This is a genomic window from Streptomyces sp. NPDC090077, assembly GCF_044747545.1.
In the GTDB taxonomy this organism is placed as follows: Bacteria; Actinomycetota; Actinomycetes; order Streptomycetales; family Streptomycetaceae; genus Streptomyces.
The window spans coordinates 28269-44428 of record NZ_JBIVEG010000006.1 but is presented as its reverse complement, the minus strand read 5'-3'; the positions used below and the strand labels follow the sequence as shown (position 1 = coordinate 44428).

Annotated in this window: 13 protein-coding genes; 11 read left to right on the top strand and 2 right to left on the bottom strand. The window is 73.6% G+C overall.

The genetic code is table 11. The features are described from left to right. Nucleotides 1-19 precede the first annotated feature (19 nt). Nucleotides 20-1366, bottom strand: coding sequence for a diaminopimelate decarboxylase (locus tag ACIPW5_RS12635; RefSeq protein ID WP_401243930.1), 1347 nt, complete (start codon nt 1364-1366; stop codon nt 20-22). Nucleotides 1367-1471: 105 nt separating this feature from the next. Between ACIPW5_RS12635 and hutU the strand changes: the two genes are divergently transcribed. From hutU to ACIPW5_RS12590, 9 genes are all read left to right on the top strand, one after another. Continuing rightward, nucleotides 1472-3136: a urocanate hydratase gene (gene hutU / locus ACIPW5_RS12630; RefSeq protein WP_401243929.1), complete on the top strand. Its 1665-nt coding sequence runs from the start codon at nt 1472-1474 to the stop codon at nt 3134-3136. Nucleotides 3137-3195: 59 nt separating this feature from the next. Then, nucleotides 3196-4386, top strand: coding sequence for an allantoate amidohydrolase (locus tag ACIPW5_RS12625; protein WP_401244369.1), 1191 nt, complete (start codon nt 3196-3198; stop codon nt 4384-4386). Beyond that, the gene (locus ACIPW5_RS12620; RefSeq protein WP_401243927.1) at nt 4377-5717 is read left to right on the top strand and encodes a formimidoylglutamate deiminase; all 1341 of its coding nucleotides are present in this window, start codon (nt 4377-4379) and stop codon (nt 5715-5717) included. The genes ACIPW5_RS12625 and ACIPW5_RS12620 overlap by 10 nt, the downstream gene beginning before the upstream one ends. 137 nt (nt 5718-5854) lie before the next feature. Then, nucleotides 5855-7033, top strand: coding sequence for an imidazolonepropionase (gene hutI / locus ACIPW5_RS12615; protein WP_401243925.1), 1179 nt, complete (start codon nt 5855-5857; stop codon nt 7031-7033). Between the two features lie 138 nt (nt 7034-7171). After that, nucleotides 7172-7858: an LPXTG cell wall anchor domain-containing protein gene (locus ACIPW5_RS12610; protein ID WP_401243923.1), complete on the top strand. Its 687-nt coding sequence runs from the start codon at nt 7172-7174 to the stop codon at nt 7856-7858. Between the two features lie 15 nt (nt 7859-7873). Further along, nucleotides 7874-8899 (top strand): hypothetical protein, encoded by a 1026-nt coding sequence (locus ACIPW5_RS12605; RefSeq protein ID WP_401243921.1) that lies wholly within the window; start codon nt 7874-7876, stop codon nt 8897-8899. Continuing rightward, nucleotides 8896-10023 carry a neocarzinostatin apoprotein domain-containing protein gene (locus tag ACIPW5_RS12600; RefSeq protein WP_401243919.1) on the top strand — a complete coding sequence of 376 codons (1128 nt, stop codon included), beginning with the start codon at nt 8896-8898 and terminating at the stop codon, nt 10021-10023. Before ACIPW5_RS12605 ends, ACIPW5_RS12600 begins: the two co-directional genes overlap by 4 nt. Beyond that, nucleotides 10020-11414, top strand: coding sequence for a hypothetical protein (locus tag ACIPW5_RS12595; RefSeq protein WP_401243917.1), 1395 nt, complete (start codon nt 10020-10022; stop codon nt 11412-11414). The genes ACIPW5_RS12600 and ACIPW5_RS12595 overlap by 4 nt, the downstream gene beginning before the upstream one ends. Nucleotides 11415-11669: 255 nt before the next feature. Then, the gene (locus ACIPW5_RS12590) at nt 11670-12020 is read left to right on the top strand and encodes a hypothetical protein (protein ID WP_401243915.1); all 351 of its coding nucleotides are present in this window, start codon (nt 11670-11672) and stop codon (nt 12018-12020) included. Between the two features lie 161 nt (nt 12021-12181). Here the strand turns inward: ACIPW5_RS12590 and ACIPW5_RS12585 are convergent, their stop codons facing one another. Next, the gene (locus ACIPW5_RS12585) at nt 12182-13708 is read right to left on the bottom strand and encodes a peptide MFS transporter (RefSeq protein ID WP_401243913.1); all 1527 of its coding nucleotides are present in this window, start codon (nt 13706-13708) and stop codon (nt 12182-12184) included. A 471-nt stretch (nt 13709-14179) separates the two neighbouring features. Here ACIPW5_RS12585 and ACIPW5_RS12580 point away from each other — a divergent pair, with 471 nt between their 5' ends. Next, entirely contained in the window at nt 14180-14857 is a 678-nt protein-coding gene (locus ACIPW5_RS12580) for a response regulator transcription factor (protein WP_007264490.1), read from the top strand. A 37-nt stretch (nt 14858-14894) separates the two neighbouring features. Beyond that, nucleotides 14895-16160: an ATP-binding protein gene (locus ACIPW5_RS12575; RefSeq protein WP_401243910.1), complete on the top strand. Its 1266-nt coding sequence runs from the start codon at nt 14895-14897 to the stop codon at nt 16158-16160.

Sequence of the window (16160 nt, the reverse complement as noted above, 5' to 3'; positions counted from 1 at the left end):
GTCCCGGGCCGGCCCGCCCCTACAGCAGCGCGTCCGCGCGGGCGCCGCCCGCCTCCGCGACGATCTCCGCCGGGGTCTGTGCCGGGCGGGCCAGGGCGAAGCGGACGGGGTCCCGCGGGCCGGGGCCGGCCGTGAAGCCGTGGACCGCCGGGCGGGGGAGGCTGTTGTAGCCGTAGTGGGCCGTGAAGGCGTACGCACCCGTGTCCGGGACGGCGATCACGTCCCCCGGGGAGAGCTCCGGCAGCTCCCGGGCGGTGGCCAGCAGGTCCCCCGCGAAGCAGGCCGGGCCCGCGACGTCCTGGGCCACCGGGGGCCCGGTCCGGGGCGCGCCCCCGGCGTCGTACGCCAGGATCCGCAGCGGCCAGGCCGCCGGCGCGTACACGGTGCGGGTGGCCAGCTGGACCCCCGCGTGGGTCAGGGCGATGCGGCGGCCGCCGGCCGTCTTCGTGTACTCGACCCGCGCCAGCACCAGCCCGTGCTTGGCCAGCAGGGCCCGCCCGAACTCGGTGACCAGCCCGTACGAGCCGTCGAAGAGCGCGGGGACGGCCGCGTGCAGGGCCGTCACGTACTCCGCGAACGACGGCGCGTGCGCGTCCGAGGCGAAGTCCACCGGCAGCCCGCCGCCGATGTCGAGGGTGTCGACCCGGCGCTCCCCGGCCGCCGCGTTGATCTCCTCGGCCAGCCCGTGCAGCTCCCGCACCCCCTCGGCGATCCGCTCCAGCGGCACCCCCTGTGAGCCCGAGTGGACGTGCAGCCGGGTCAGCCAGGGCCGGTCCGCGAAGGCCCGTACGAGCTCCTCGCGGGCGCCGGGGTCGCGCAGGGCGAAGCCGAACTTGGCGGTGGCGGTGGCGGTGGACAGGGCGCCGATGGTGCCGGCGCCGGTCTGCGGGTTGATCCGCAGCCCGACGGGGGAGCGGGTGGGGGCCGCGGCGACCAGGGCGTCGAGGCGCTCCAGCTCCTGCCGGTTGTCGGCGTTGACGGCGATGCCGAGGTCCAGCGCCCCGCGCAGTTCGGCGGCCGTCTTCGCGGGGGAGTCCAGCACGGTCCGTTCCGCCGGGACCCCGGCCGCCCGGACCAGGGCGAGTTCGCCGGGGCTGGCCGCCTCGCAGCCGAGCCCGGCGTCCGCGAGCAGCCGCAGGACGGGCACCAGCGGGGCGGCCTTGACCGCGAAGGTGTGCAGGACGGGCGTGCCGGGTGCCACCGCGGCGGCGAAGGCCTGCGCGAGGGCGGCCGCGGAGGCGCGGATTCCGGCCACGTCGAGCAGGCAGACCACCGGCTCGCGGTCCAGCAGCCCCTGCTCCACGGCGGCCCGTACGGCCCGGTCACGGCGCTCCGCGGCGCCCTGCGTGTGCGTGTCGGCAGCCATGTGCGCCATCCCATCATCAGGCCGACCCGCCCGCAGCTGTTGACTGGAACTATTCATACAGCGAGGATGTGAATGGATTGACCAACATCGGAGGAGGCACCAGCCATGTCAGGACCCCGCCCCGTACGGGCCGCGCGAGGCACCGAGCTCAGCACCCTGGGATGGCAGCAGGAGGCCGCCCTCCGCATGCTGCAGAACAACCTCGACCCCGAGGTCGCCGAGCACCCCGACAAGCTCGTCGTCTACGGCGGCACCGGCAAGGCCGCCCGCGACTGGCGCTCCTTCGACGCGATGGTCCGCACCCTGCGCACCCTCAAGCAGGACGAGACCATGCTGGTCCAGTCCGGCCGCCCGGTCGGCGTGATGCAGACCCACGAGTGGGCGCCGCGCGTCCTGCTCGCCAACTCCAACCTGGTCGGCGACTGGGCCAACTGGGAGGAGTTCCGCCGTCTGGAGCACCTCGGCCTGACCATGTACGGCCAGATGACGGCCGGCTCCTGGATCTACATCGGCACCCAGGGCATCCTCCAGGGCACCTACGAGACCTTCGCGGCCGTCGCCGCCAAGAAGTTCGGCGGCACCCTGGCCGGCACCATCACCCTCACCGCCGGCCTCGGCGGCATGGGCGGCGCCCAGCCGCTGGCCGTGACGATGAACGACGGCGTCGCCATCTGCATCGACGTCGACCCGCGCGCCATCGAGCGCCGCATCGAGCACCGCTACCTGGACGTCAAGGCCGACAACCTGCGCCACGCCCTCCAGCTGGCCGTCGAGGCCCGCGACGCCCGCAAGCCGCTCTCCATCGGCCTCCTCGGCAACGCCGCCGAGCTGCTCCCGCAGATGCTGGCCGAGGGCGCCCCGATCGACATCGTCACCGACCAGACCTCGGCCCACGACCCGCTGTCCTACCTGCCGGTCGGCGTCGCCTTCGAGGACATGGCCGACGCCGCCGCCAAGGACCCGGCCGGCTTCACCACCCGCGCCCGCGAGTCGATGGCCAAGCACGTCGAGGCCATGGTCGGCTTCATGGACGCCGGCTCCGAGGTCTTCGACTACGGCAACTCCATCCGCGGCGAGGCCCAGCTGGCCGGCTACGACCGCGCCTTCGCCTTCCCCGGCTTCGTCCCCGCCTACATCCGCCCGCTGTTCTGCGAGGGCAAGGGCCCCTTCCGCTGGGCCGCCCTGTCCGGCGAGGCCTCGGACATCCACAAGACCGACAAGGCGATGCTGGAGCTGTTCCCGGAGAACGAGTCCCTGCACCGCTGGATCAAGATGGCCGGCGAGCGCGTCCACTTCCAGGGCCTGCCCGCCCGCATCTGCTGGCTCGGCTACGGCGAGCGCGACAAGGCCGGCGAGCGCTTCAACGAGATGGTCGCCGACGGCACCCTCGCCGCCCCGCTGGCCATCGGCCGCGACCACCTCGACTGCGGCTCCGTGGCCTCCCCGTACCGCGAGACCGAGGCCATGCTCGACGGCTCCGACGCGATCGCCGACTGGCCGCTGCTCAACGCCATGGTCAACGTGGCCTCCGGCGCCTCTTGGGTCTCCATCCACCACGGCGGCGGCGTCGGCATGGGCCGCTCCATCCACGCCGGCCAGGTCACCGTGGCCGACGGCACCCCGCTGGCCGGCGAGAAGATCCGCCGCGTCCTCACCAACGACCCCGGCATGGGCGTCATCCGCCACGTCGACGCCGGCTACGACATCGCCGAGAACGTCGCCGACGAGCGCGGCGTCCGCGTCCCGATGCGCGAGGGTGACCAGGCGTGACCTCGCCCCACGACCCGTCCCCGGCCGCGCGGCCGGGGACGGGGTCCTCCTTCCACGGCATGTGGAACGACCTCGCCCCCATCGGCCGCCACGCGGACTCCGGCGGCTACCGCCGCTACGCCTGGACCGGTGCCGACGCCGACTGCCGGGCCTGGTTCCGCGGGCAGGCCGAGGCGCGCGGGCTCGCGTACGAGGTGGACCGCAACGGCAACCAGTGGGCCTGGCTCGGCGACCCCCTCGCGGGCGACGCCGTGGTCACCGGCTCCCACCTGGACTCCGTCCCCGACGGCGGGGCCTTCGACGGCCCCCTCGGCGTGGTGTCCTCCTTCGCCGCCCTGGACGAGCTCCGCGCCCGCGGCGCCACCCTCACCCGGCCCCTGGCCATCACCAACTTCGGTGACGAGGAGGGCGCCCGCTTCGGGCTGGCCTGCGTCGGCTCCCGGCTCGCCGCCGGACAGCTGACCAAGGAGAAGGCGTACGAGCTGCGCGACGCCGACGGCGTCAGCCTCCCGCAGGCCATGGAGGCCGCCGGGTACGACCCGCAGGCCATCGGCGCCGACCCCGAACGCCTCGCCCGCATCGGGGCCTTCGTCGAACTCCACGTCGAACAGGGCCGCGCCCTCGACCTGTCCGGCGACCGCGTCGGCATCGCGTCCGCGATCTGGCCGCACGGCCGCTGGCGGTTCGACTTCCACGGCGAGGCCAACCACGCGGGCACCACCCGCCTGGTGGACCGCCGCGACCCGATGCTCACGTACGCGGAGACCGTCCTGGCCGCCCGCCGGGAGGCGGCCCTCGCCGGTGCCGTCGCCACCTTCGGCAAGATCTCCGTCGAGCCGAACGGCGTCAACGCCATCCCGTCCCTCGTCCGGGGCTGGCTCGACTCCCGCGCCGCCGACCAGGCCACCCTCGACACCGTCGTCACGGCCGTCGAGAAGGCCGCCCGCGAGCACGCCGACCGCGACGGCATCGACCTGAACGTCGTACGGGAGTCCTTCACCCCCGTCGTCGAGTTCGAGCACGCCCTGCGCGACGAGCTGAACCGCCTCCTCGGCGGCTCCGTCCCGGTCCTCGGCACGGGCGCGGGACACGACGCCGGAATCCTCTCCGCCGCGGTCCCGACCGCGATGCTGTTCGTGCGCAACCCCACCGGCGTCTCCCACTCGCCGCGGGAGTTCGCCGCCGAGGACGACTGCGTCGCCGGGGTCCTCGCACTCGCCGACGTACTGGAAGGCCTCGCATGCCGCTGAAGACGTACTGGCTGGAGCACGCCTGGCTCGGCAACACCGTCGAGCCGGGCGTCGCCCTGGAGGCGGGGGCCGACGGGCGGATCGCCGCCCTGCGCACCGGGACGGACACCCCGCCCCCCGGCGCCGAGGTGCTGCGCGGCCTGACCGTCCCGGGCCTGGCGAACGCGCACAGCCACGCCTTCCACCGGGCCCTGCGCTCGGTGGTCCAGGTCGGCTCGGGCACCTTCTGGACCTGGCGCGACGTCATGTACAAGGTCGCCCAGAACCTCACCCCCGAGACCTACTTCGACCTGGCCCGCGCCGTGTACGCGGAGATGGCCCTGGCCGGCGTCACCAACGTCGGCGAGTTCCACTACGTCCACCACGCCCCCGGCGGCACCCCGTACGCCGACCCCAACGCCATGGGCGAGGCCCTGATCGAGGCCGCCGCGGCGGCGGGCATCCGCATCACCCTCCTCGACACCGCCTACCTCTCCTCCGGCTTCGGCGAGGCCCCCAACGAGCACCAGAAGCGGTTCTCCGACGGCACCGCCGACGCCTGGGCCGAGCGGGTCTCCGCCCTCAAGCCCCGCGCGCACGCGCTGATCGGCGCGGCGGTCCACTCCGTGCGCGCCGTCCCCGCGGACCAGCTGGCCACGGTCGCCGGCTGGGCGCAGGACCGGCAGGCCCCGCTGCACGTCCACCTGTCCGAGCAGACGGCCGAGAACGACGCCTGCCGGGCGGCCCACGGGCGCACGCCCACCCAGCTCCTCGCCGACCACGGGGTGCTGGGCCCGCGCACCACCGGCGTGCACAACACGCACCTGACGGACGCGGACATCGCCCTGCTCGGCGGCACCACCACCGGCACCTGCATGTGCCCCACCACCGAACGCGACCTCGCCGACGGCATCGGCCCGGCCGGCCGGCTCCAGCGGGCCGGCAGCCCGCTGTCGCTGGGCAGCGACAGCCACGCCGTGATCGACCTCCTGGAGGAGGCCCGCGCGATGGAGCTGAACGAGCGCCTCGCCAGCCGCACCCGGGGTCACTGGACCGCGAACGCCCTGCTGCGGGCCGCCACCGAAGACGGGCACGCCGCGCTCGGCCTGCCGGACGCGGGCCGCCTGGAGACGGGCGCCCTCGCCGACTTCACCACCATCGCGCTGGACTCCGTGCGCACGGCCGGCCCGCTGCCGCGCCTCGGCGCGGAAACGGCCGTCTTCGCCGCCTCGGCCGCCGACGTCCGCCACACGGTGGTCGGCGGCCGCCACGTGGTCCGCGACGGCGCCCACACCCTGGTCGGGGACGTGGCCGGGGCCCTGACCGACTCGATCGCCGCCGTCCGCGGCTGACAGCCTGGAGCCCCCCGCCCCGCCCCTTCCCGTCCATGGCCCCGTCGGCGTCCGAGGCGCGGGGTCCGGGGCCGCAGGCCCCGGTTCCGGGAAGGGGCGGGGCGGGGGGAACAGACACCTCCGAGAGGAACCCCTCCGTGTCCACCACCCTGATCACCAACATCGGCAGCCTCGTCACCAACGACCCCGCCCTCGGCGACGGCTCGCCGCTCGGCCTCGTCGAGAACGCCGCCCTCGTCATCGACGGCGACACCGTCGCCTGGGCCGGCCCCGCCGCCGCGGCCCCCGCCGCCGACGCGTCCTTCGACGCGCAGGGCCGCGCCGTCATCCCCGGCTTCGTCGACTCGCACAGCCACCTCGTCTTCGCCGGCGACCGCACCGCCGAGTTCAACGCCCGGATGTCCGGCCGCAGCTACTCCGCCGGCGGCATCCGCACCACCGTCGCCGCCACCCGCGCCGCCACCGACGCGGAGCTGGAGGCCAACCTGCTGCGCCACCTCGACGAGGCACGCCGCCAGGGCACCACCACCTTCGAGACCAAGTCCGGCTACGGCCTCACCGTCGCCGACGAGGCCCGCGCCCTGCGCATCGCCTCCGCGCACACCGAGGAGGTCACCTACCTCGGCGCGCACATCGTCTCCCCGGACTACGCCGACGACCCGGCCGGCTACGTGGACCTCGTCACCGGCGAGATGCTGGCGGCCTGCGCCCCGTACGCCCGCTGGGTGGACGTCTTCTGCGAGAAGGGCGCCTTCGACGGCGACCAGGCCCGCGCGATCCTCACCGCCGGCGCCGCCGCCGGGCTGATCCCCCGCGTCCACGCCAACCAGCTCACCTACGGGCCCGGCGTGCAGCTCGCCGTGGAGCTGGAGGCGGCCTCCGCCGACCACTGCACCCACCTCACCGACGCCGACGTGGACGCGCTCGCCCAGGCCGCCGGCACCACCGTCGCGACCCTGCTGCCCGGCGCCGAGTTCTCCACCCGCGCGAAGTGGCCCGACGCCCGCCGGCTGCTGGACGCGGGGGCCACCGTCGCCCTGTCGACGGACTGCAACCCCGGGTCCTCGTACACGAGCTCCATGCCGTTCTGCATCGCCCTCGCCGTCCGGGACATGGGCATGACCCCCGACGAGGCCCTGTGGGCCGCCACCGCCGGCGGGGCCCGCGCGCTGCGCCGCACCGACATCGGCCGGCTGGCCCCCGGCGCCCGCGCGGACCTGGCTCTGCTCGACGCCCCGAGCCACGTCCACCTCGCCTACCGCCCGGGCGTGCCGCTCGTCTCCGCCGTCTGGCAGCGGGGGGTCCGCGCCGCCTGAGCGGGCGGCCGCGCGCCGGCCGCCGAACCGCCCGAAGTGCCGTCTGCCCTTTGTCTTCCCTCCGTAAGGTCCCGGGCGTACCTTGTGCCACCAATCTGATGTGTCGTCAGTAACTTGTGGCCCGAGGGGAAGACGAAGGTGTCCGACCGGAAACGCTCCACCGCACTCGCGCTGGCCTCCGCGCTCGCCGGGGCGGCGGTCCTGCTCACCGCCCCCGCGGCCCACGCCGACGTGGTCGACGTCGAGTACAAGTGCCAGACCCCCATCGGGGACAAGTCGGCGGTCTCGCCCATCGACATCAAGGCCGTCAAGGAGGGCGACGGCTACAAGCTGACGATGTCCTTCCAGAAGGGCGTCTCCTCCAGCCCCATCGAGCTCGGCAAGGGCGCGATGAACCCCAGCGCCGTGATCATGACCGACGGTGCCGAGAAGGTCTCCGTACCGGTCTCCGGCCCGCCCAACCCCGAGGCCGCGCCCGCCAACACCCCCATCAAGATCACCGACCTCTCGGGCACCTACACCCCGAAGAAGAGCGGCAAGGTCACCTTCACCGCGGGCGTCCTCACCATCAAGGCCATGGGGACCACCACCACCTGCACCCCGGGCAACAGCCCGAAGCCGTCCCTGGAGACGGAGGTGACGGCGGCCGGCGGCGGAGCACCGCAGCCCGACGGCGGGGGCGGCGGGGACACCCTCCCGCAGACCGGCCCCGCCGACTCCGCCCTCGCCCTCGGCACCCTCGGCGCCACCGTGCTCCTCTCCGGCGCCGCCGGAACGCTCTGGCTGACCCGGCGCGGCCGGGGGCCCCGGCGGACCGGGTCCTGAACGGAGCCGCCGCCCGTGCTCCCCGCCCCCGGCCGACGCGGCCCCCGCCGGCTCGGCGCCGCGCTCCTCGCCACCGCCACCGTCTGCGGCGCCACCGTCTGCGGCGTCCCGGCCGCGGCCGCCGACGAGCCCGGCTGGACCGCCGGGCCGGCCACCACCCGTCCCGGCCCCGCGCGCCCGTACTTCTACCTCGCCGGCCCCGCCGGCACCGTCCTGGAGGACCGCCTCGCCCTCGACAACCCCGGCGACCGCGAGCAGACCGTCACCCTGCGGGGGGCCGACGCCTACAACGCCCCGGACGGCGCCCTCGCCGTGCGCCCCGCCGCGCCCGGGGCCTCCGGCGCGGGCTCCTGGATCAGCTTCGGCGGCTCCGGCACCGTGAAGCTCCCGCCCCGCACCCGCGCGGTGGTCCCCTTCACCGTCACCGTGCCGCCCGCCGCCCCGCCCGGCGACCACCCCGCCGCCGTCGTCGCGACCGGGGACGGCCGCGAGGCGGGCGTACGGATCCACCTGCGCGTCGCGGGCCCGGCCGTCGCCGCCCTCACCGTCGAGGACGTCTCCGTACGCGGCCACGGCGCGGCCGCCACCGTGCACTACACCCTGGTCAACCGGGGCAACGTGGCCCTGACCCCGGAGCTCGCCCTGAGCGCCGAGGGCCTCCTGCACGAGCCGCCCGCCCGGCCCGCCCGGGCCCTGTCCGTCGAGCTGCTGCCCGGCCGGCGGGTCCGCCTCGCCGAACCCTGGCCCGACGCGCCCGCCCTCGACCGGGTCGCCCTCACCCTCACCGCCACCGCCCCCGGCGCCGCCCCGGCCACCGCCACGGCCGGAGCCTGGCTGGCACCCGGCGGCACCGCCGGACTGGCCGCCGGAGCCCTGTCCGCCCTCGGCGGGACCGCCCTGGCCGCACTGCTCCTCGTACGGGCCCGGCGCGACCGGCGCACCCGGCGCGCGGACCCGCCCGGGGCACCGGGGAGGGCGCCGGCCAGGGCCCGCGAAGACGTGGAACCGCACCGGCACGAGCTGACGGGAGCCCCCAGGTGAGCCGCACGGTCGGCGCGAAGGCCGCATCCCCCCTCGGCGCGGCCCTGGCGGCCCTCGCCCTGGCGCTGCTCGCGGTGCCGGCGCTGCTCCAGGCGGCCGCCCCGGCCGCCGCGGCGGAGGGCGAGCCCGCCGCGGCGCTCTCCCTCCAGGAGGCGGCCAAGGGCACCGAGATCACGGTCACCGGCACCGGCTGGCGGGCGAAGACCCTCGTCATGCTGCTGGTCTGCGGCCAGAACATGATCGGCGGCACCAACAGCTGCGCCAACGCCGACGGGGCCGCCGTCTCCGTCACCGACGACGGCCGCTTCACCGCCCGGCTGCCGGTCGCGGAACCGCCCAAGCCCTGTCCCTGCGTGGTCAACGTGACCTCCGTCAACGGGGACCAGTCCACGGTGGCGGTGCCGATCAGGATCACCGGCCATCCGGTGGCCGAACTGCCCGCCGAGTCCGGCACGGCCCGGCTCGCGATGCTGACCGGGGTCCGGCTGAAGGGCGAGGACGGGGTGCTGACCTGGTTCGGCGCCCCGCCCTCCCGCACGTTCACCGCCACCGTCGGCAACCTCGGCTCCGCCCCGGTCAAGGACCCCGTCTTCCAGCTCGGCACCGCGCAGGGGGTCTTCGCCCCGGTGTGGGAGGAGGCCCGCTGGAAGGGGACGATCCCGCCCGGCGGCAAGGCGGAGGTCGCCCTGGACGTGGCCCTGCCGGCGGGCGCCCACGGCGACTACACCGTCTCCCTCAAGTACGGGGACACCGTCCTGGCCGCCCAGCCCTGGGGCGTGGACCGCCCGTACGGGGTGCTGCTCTTCTGGGGCCTGCTGCTGGTGGTGGTCCCGACGGCGCTCTTCCGGGCCGGCATGGCCGTCGTCGACCGGGTCCGGCCCCGCGCGGCGGGGTCCGCCGGCCGCCACCGGGGCCCGAAGGCCGCCCCGGACCCGGCGGCCGCGGTGACCGCCCGGCTGCCCCGGATCACCGCCGCCGGGGCCCCTCCCGGGGCCGCGCCCCCGGCCCTCCCGTGGTTCACCCCGCAGCCGCCGCCGGATCCCGGGCCGCAGCCGCGGGACCCGGGACCCCCACAGACGTCCGCACCGTCCGATCACAGTCCGACGACGAAAGGACCATCGTGAAGACCCAACGGAGGGCGAGCGCGGCCGTGGTCGCGCTGCTGCTCGGCGGCGCGGGTGTCGCCGTGGCGGCTTCCCCCGCCCAGGCCGCCGAGGCCACGTTCAAGGTCAAGTGCGTACCGCCGGCCGGCGGCGGCGACCCGGTGGAGGGCGAGACCACCGCCAAGATCACCGCACCGGCCACGGCCAAGGTCGGCGACGAGGTCGACGTGTCGTGGGAGACGGTGAAGCCGGCCTCGAACAACACCGACCTGATGGTGATCCCGAAGGACTCGGTCCAGCCCACCGGCTGGCTCGCGGTCGGGGGCGGGGGAGGGGAGGTCAAGGTCGTCGGGGAGAAGAAGAACCCGGAGATCCCGAAGAAGGCCCCCATGGTGATGTCGGTCATGAAGGGCAAGCTGAAGCTGACCAAGACCGGGAAGATCACCGTGACCCCCGGCAAGTACGAGGTCGCGGTGACCTTCTCCTTCGGGACCTTCGTCACCAAGTGCTCCCCGGTGGGCGAGGTGAAGGGCGGGGCGGTCATCGACGTGACGGACGGCGGCGGCACCACCACCGGCGGCGCGACGACGGGCGGGACCACCACCGGCGGCACCACCACCGGCGGCGCGACGACGGGCGGGACCACCACCGGCGGCACCACCACCGGCGGCGCGACGACCGGCGGCTCCACCACCTCGGGCGGCTCGACCACCACCTCGGGCGGCTCCGGTACCACCGGCTCCACCGGCGGCAGCGGCGGCCAGACCGACTTCCCGGGCAAGGCGGTCGAGGTGGCCTACGACTGCGGCGCGGTCGTCCCGGGCGGCATCAAGACCCCGGTCACCGTCAACGCCAAGAAGAACGCGAGCGGCGCCTTCGACCTCACGGTCAAGACCGCCAAGGGCGCCATGGCCGCCCCCATGGCCCTGCCCGCGGGGGCCCTCAAGCCCTCGATGGCCATCAAGCTCGGCGGCGCCGACAGCGGCACGGTCAAGGTCACCGGCCCGGCCAACGCCGAGCCGATCCCGGACAAGGCCCCGGTCAGCCTCAGCGACATGACGGGCACCTACAAGCCCGGCAAGTCGGGCAAGGTGACGCTGAGCCCCGACCAGCTGACGATCGACGTCACGATGGCCCCGGGCTCCACCCCGATCAACGTGCCCTGCAAGGCGTCCAGCAGCGGCGTCTCCCTGGAGCTGGACACCACCGCCCAGCCGGGCGGCTCGGGCTCCACCTCCTCGGGTTCCGCCGCGGCCTCCGGCGGTTCCGCCGCCTCGGGCGGCCTCGCCGAGACCGGCTCCGACGACGACGGCGGCCTCAAGGCCCTCGCCCTGGTCGCCGGCACCGTCATCCTCCTCGGCGGCGCGGTCTTCACCTTCACCCCCTGGCGGCGCCTGCGCGGCACCCGCTAGCCCCTCCCGGTGACGGGGAGTGCGCACCCTTCTGTCCGAGGGTGCGCACTCGGGCTTCGCCGGTGCCGCGAGACCGGGACGGAATCAGGCCCCGATTACCGCCCCCGATGCGTGACGATTAAACATTTGTTGGTGATCCAACCGGCGAGTAACGTCCTCTCGTGATGAGGCCTACGGGGTGTGCATCCTCCATCCCATGGGAATGTCATCCGTTTCCGCCATTGAATGGCAAGAGCTCAAAGTACGGGGTAACAAGTGAAGTTCAAGTCTGTAGTCATCGCAGTCACTGCCGCGTCGGCGATGGCCCTGCTCGGTGCGCCCGCGGCTTCCGCGGCGCCGACGGGTGGTATCGACGGCGGCTGCAAGGCCACCGCCAGCCTGGACAAGCTCGGCCGTCCGACCGCCACGTCCCGCTGCAGTGGCCGGTTCCCCTCGGGGGCCGCCCACCGCGCTGTGATCACCTGTGACATCGTCCAGGGTGCGCGCGAGCACGTCGTCCGGCGGACCTTCCGCAGCGACTGGGCCACCACGGGCTCGGCTGTCTCCGTCGGCTGCGGATTCAAGGCGTTCCTGGTCGGGGCTTCCTCCGAAGTGAAGGGCGCCTGACTTTCAGGGCCCAATTCTTCGATTCGGGTAATCCGTCCGGGGTGTGAATGAATTCGGTCCGGAGCTGACCGTCCGGATATCTCCCGGGATTGTCGGGGAACCAAAAGGGGCGGCCCCGCACACCTTCCGGTGTGCGGGGCCGCCCCTGTGGGGCCGGTGCGTCAGCGCACCTCGCCCATCTGCTCCTTGACGTTCTTGCGGTACATGAAGACCGCGACGCCGGCCAGGACGGCGAGGGTGGCCTCGATGGCGACCGCGACCGTGCCGTTCAGGTCGACGGCGAACACCGCCGGGTCGGACAGGAGGCCGGTGACGGAGTCGCCGGCCGTGACCGCGAGGAACCACACGCCCATCATCTGCGACGCGTACTTGGCCGGGGCCATCTTCGTGGTGACCGACAGGCCGACGGGGGAGATGCACAGCTCGCCCACGGTCATGATCAGGTAGATGCCGACCAGCCACATCGGGGTGACGGCCTGGCCGTTGGCGGCCAGGGCGATCGGGACCAGGAAGAAGAAGAACGACACGCCGATGACGAACAGGCCCGCGGCGAACTTGCCGACCGTCGAGGGCTCCTTGCCCTTGCGGTTCAGCCACAGCCAGATCCAGGCGAAGACCGGGGCCAGGGCCATGACGAAGAGCGGGTTCAGCGACTGGTACCAGGACGAGGGGAACTCGAAGCCGAGCAGAGACCCGGCAGCCTTGGTCTCGCCGAAGGACTGGACGGTGGAGGCACCCTGGTCGTAGATCATCCAGAAGACCGCGGCCGCGACGAAGAACCAGATGTAGCCGGTCATCTTCGACTGCTCGGACCGGTTGAGGTCCTTGTCGCGCTTGATGCGGATCAGCACGCCCGTCGGCACGATCAGGCCGATCACGGTCAGCGGGATGGTCGCCCAGGCCTTGGTGAACATGCCGGCCATGCCCACGGCGGTGTAGAACACGGCGACGACCGCGACAACGGCGACGATCTTGCGGATCCAGGCGGAGCGCTCGTCGGCCGACAGCGGCTTCGGGACGACGGAGCTGACCGGGTTCAGGTTCTTCGTGCCCAGCAGGAAGGCGACCAGGCCGATGGCCATGCCCACCGCGGCCATGGCGAAGCCGAGGTGCCAGTTGACCTTCTGCCCGACGGTGCCGATGGCCAGCGGAGCGAAGAAGGCGCCGGCGTTGATGCCCATGTAGAAGATGGTGAAGCCGCCGTCACGGCGCGGGTCGTTCGCGTCCTTGTACAGCTGGCCGACCATCGTGGAGATGTTGGCCTTCAGCAGACCGGAACCGATGGCCACGAGGGCCAGGCCGACGAAGAAGGTCGCGCCGCCCGGCAGGGCGAGGACCACGTGACCCGACATGATCGTCACGGCCGCGATGGTCACGGTCTTGCGGGGACCCCAGACGCGGTCACCCAGCCACCCGCCCGGAAGGGCGAGGAGGTAGACCATGGAGGCGTAGATGGAGAACACGGTGATCGCCGTGCCCTCGTCCATCCCGATGCCGCCGGCCATGCTGCCCTTTTTGGCATCCGGGCCACCGGAGAGCAGGTAGACGAGGAGCAGGGCCTTCATGCCGTAGAAGCTGAAACGCTCCCACATCTCGGTCATGAACAGAGTGGCCAGGCCACGGGGGTGTCCGAAGAAGGTCTTTTCCGGCGCCGGAGTCGCCGAGTCCTTCGTCAGGCTGGAAGCCATGGTCGATCCTTGCTTGCTCGGGACGCTTGGCTTCGTGAGCTGTTCAGCGCCCGGTGGGGGTTGGCCGGCACCGGCGACGTATGTCCCACCCCACGCCCTGGGGTCTCGTGTCCCGCTATGGCGGGGTGACGGGGCAGCCGTAACCGGGATCCACGCCCTGCGCGCCTCCTCGCGCGCCGGGCCCGGCCCATAGGTCATTCACTGTCATCTGGGCCGGGGCGAACCGGCCAGAGCAGAATTTGAGGTTCTTGGCTCGGATTTGAGCGCAAATGTCCCCTCGATAGTGCATCGGGCGTTCCGCCACCATACGACAGGGGCCCGATGCATATGGAAGGGCTTGAGAGATGGATCACAGGTTTCGCGGGAACCGATCCATCAAGTTCGAAGGCGGATAGTAGTTCATAACCCCAGTTCGAGAGGGGTGTGCGGGCAAGCGCCTGCTTCAAGCCGCCGCGGACTACCATCACCCACATGACGCGTGTACTGCTCGCCGAGGACGACGCATCCATCTCGGAACCCCTCGCCCGCGCCCTGCGCCGGGAGGGTTACGAGGTCGAGGTCCGGGAGGACGGCCCCACCGCCCTGGACGCCGGACTGCAGGGCGGCGTCGACCTCGTCGTCCTGGACCTGGGCCTGCCCGGCATGGACGGCCTGGAGGTGGCCCGGCGACTGCGTGCCGAGGGCCACGGCTTCCCGATCCTGGTCCTGACCGCCCGTGCCGACGAGGTCGACACGGTCGTCGGCCTCGACGCCGGCGCCGACGACTACGTGACCAAGCCCTTCCGCCTCGCCGAGCTGCTGGCCCGCGTCCGGGCCCTGCTGCGGCGCGGCGCCACCGAGGCCAGCCAGGCCCCCGCCACCCACGGCGTGCGGATCGACGTCGAGTCGCACCGCGCCTGGATGGGGGAGGAGGAGCTCCAGCTCACCGCCAAGGAGTTCGACCTGCTGCGCGTCCTGGTCCGCGACGCCGGCCGGGTCGTCACCCGCGACCAGCTGATGCGCGAGGTCTGGGACACCACCTGGTGGTCCTCCACCAAGACCCTCGACATGCACATCTCCTGGCTGCGCAAGAAGCTGGGCGACGACGCCGCCAACCCCCGCTACATCGCCACCGTCCGCGGCGTCGGCTTCCGCTTCGAGAAGAGCTGAGGCCACGCCCTCCGGGGCATCGGGCATCCTCTAAGGCATGCGCCGCCGCCTCATCAACTCCACGCTCGCCGTGGTGCTCGTCGTGATCGCCGTGTTCGGGGTCTCCCTCGTCATCGTGGAGACCCGGACCATCACCAGCAGCGCCCAGGACCGCATCGGCTCCGAGGCGCTGCGGCTGCTCGGCATCGTCGAGGCGGACGCCCTGGAGCACAAGCCCGTGGACGCGGGCGCCATCGCCGAACAGCTCGACCTCGGCACGTACGCCCGCATCACCATCCCCGGCCGCCCGGTGGTCGAGGTCGGCGACCGGATCGACGACAGCGTCATCCGGGGCACCGCGCGCGGCGAGCAGGGCGTGAACGTGGTCGTCGAGGAGTCCCGCGCCACCGTCACCAGGGAGGTCGGACGGACCCTCGCCGTGGTCGGCGCGGTGGCGCTGCTCGCCGTCGTGGCGGCCGTACTGCTCGCCGTGCGCCAGGCCAACCGGCTGGCCTCCCCGCTCACCGACCTCGCCGAGACCGCCGAACGGCTCGGCTCGGGCGACCCGCGACCCCGGCACAAGCGCTACGGGGTTCCCGAGCTCGACCGGGTCGCCGACGTGCTGGACTCCAGCGCGGAGCGGATCGCCCGCATGCTGACCGCCGAGCGGCGCCTGGCCGCCGATGCCTCCCACCAGCTGCGCACCCCCCTCACCGCCCTGTCGATGCGGCTGGAGGAGATCACGGTCACCGACGACCTGGAGACCGTGCGGGAGGAGGCCACCATCGCCCTCACCCAGGTGGAGCGGCTCACGGACGTGGTCCAGCGGCTGCTGACGAACTCCCGGGACCCCCGGACCGGCTCGGCGGTCCCCTTCGACCTGGACGAGGTCGTCAAGCAGCAGGTGGAGGAGTGGCGGCCGGCCTACCGCAGCGCCGGACGGGCCGTCGTCCGCTCCGGGAAGACCGGCATGCGCGCCGTGGGCACCCCCGGTGCGGTCTCCCAGGTACTGGCGACCCTCGTGGAGAACGCGCTGATGCACGGCGGCGGCACCGTCGCCCTGCGCACCCGCGTGACCGGCAACCAGGCCGTCATCGAGGTCACGGACGAGGGCCCCGGCGTCCCCGCCGACCTCGGCAACCGGATCTTCGAGCGGACCATCAGCGGCCGCAACTCCACCGGCATCGGCCTGGCCGTCGCCCGGGACCTCGCAGAAGCCGACGGCGGCCGTCTGGAACTCCTCCAGAGCAGGCCGCCGGTGTTCGCGCTCTTCCTCAGCCGCACCGCCCCGGAGCGCGCGGAGCCGGAGCGCACGGTCAGGTAG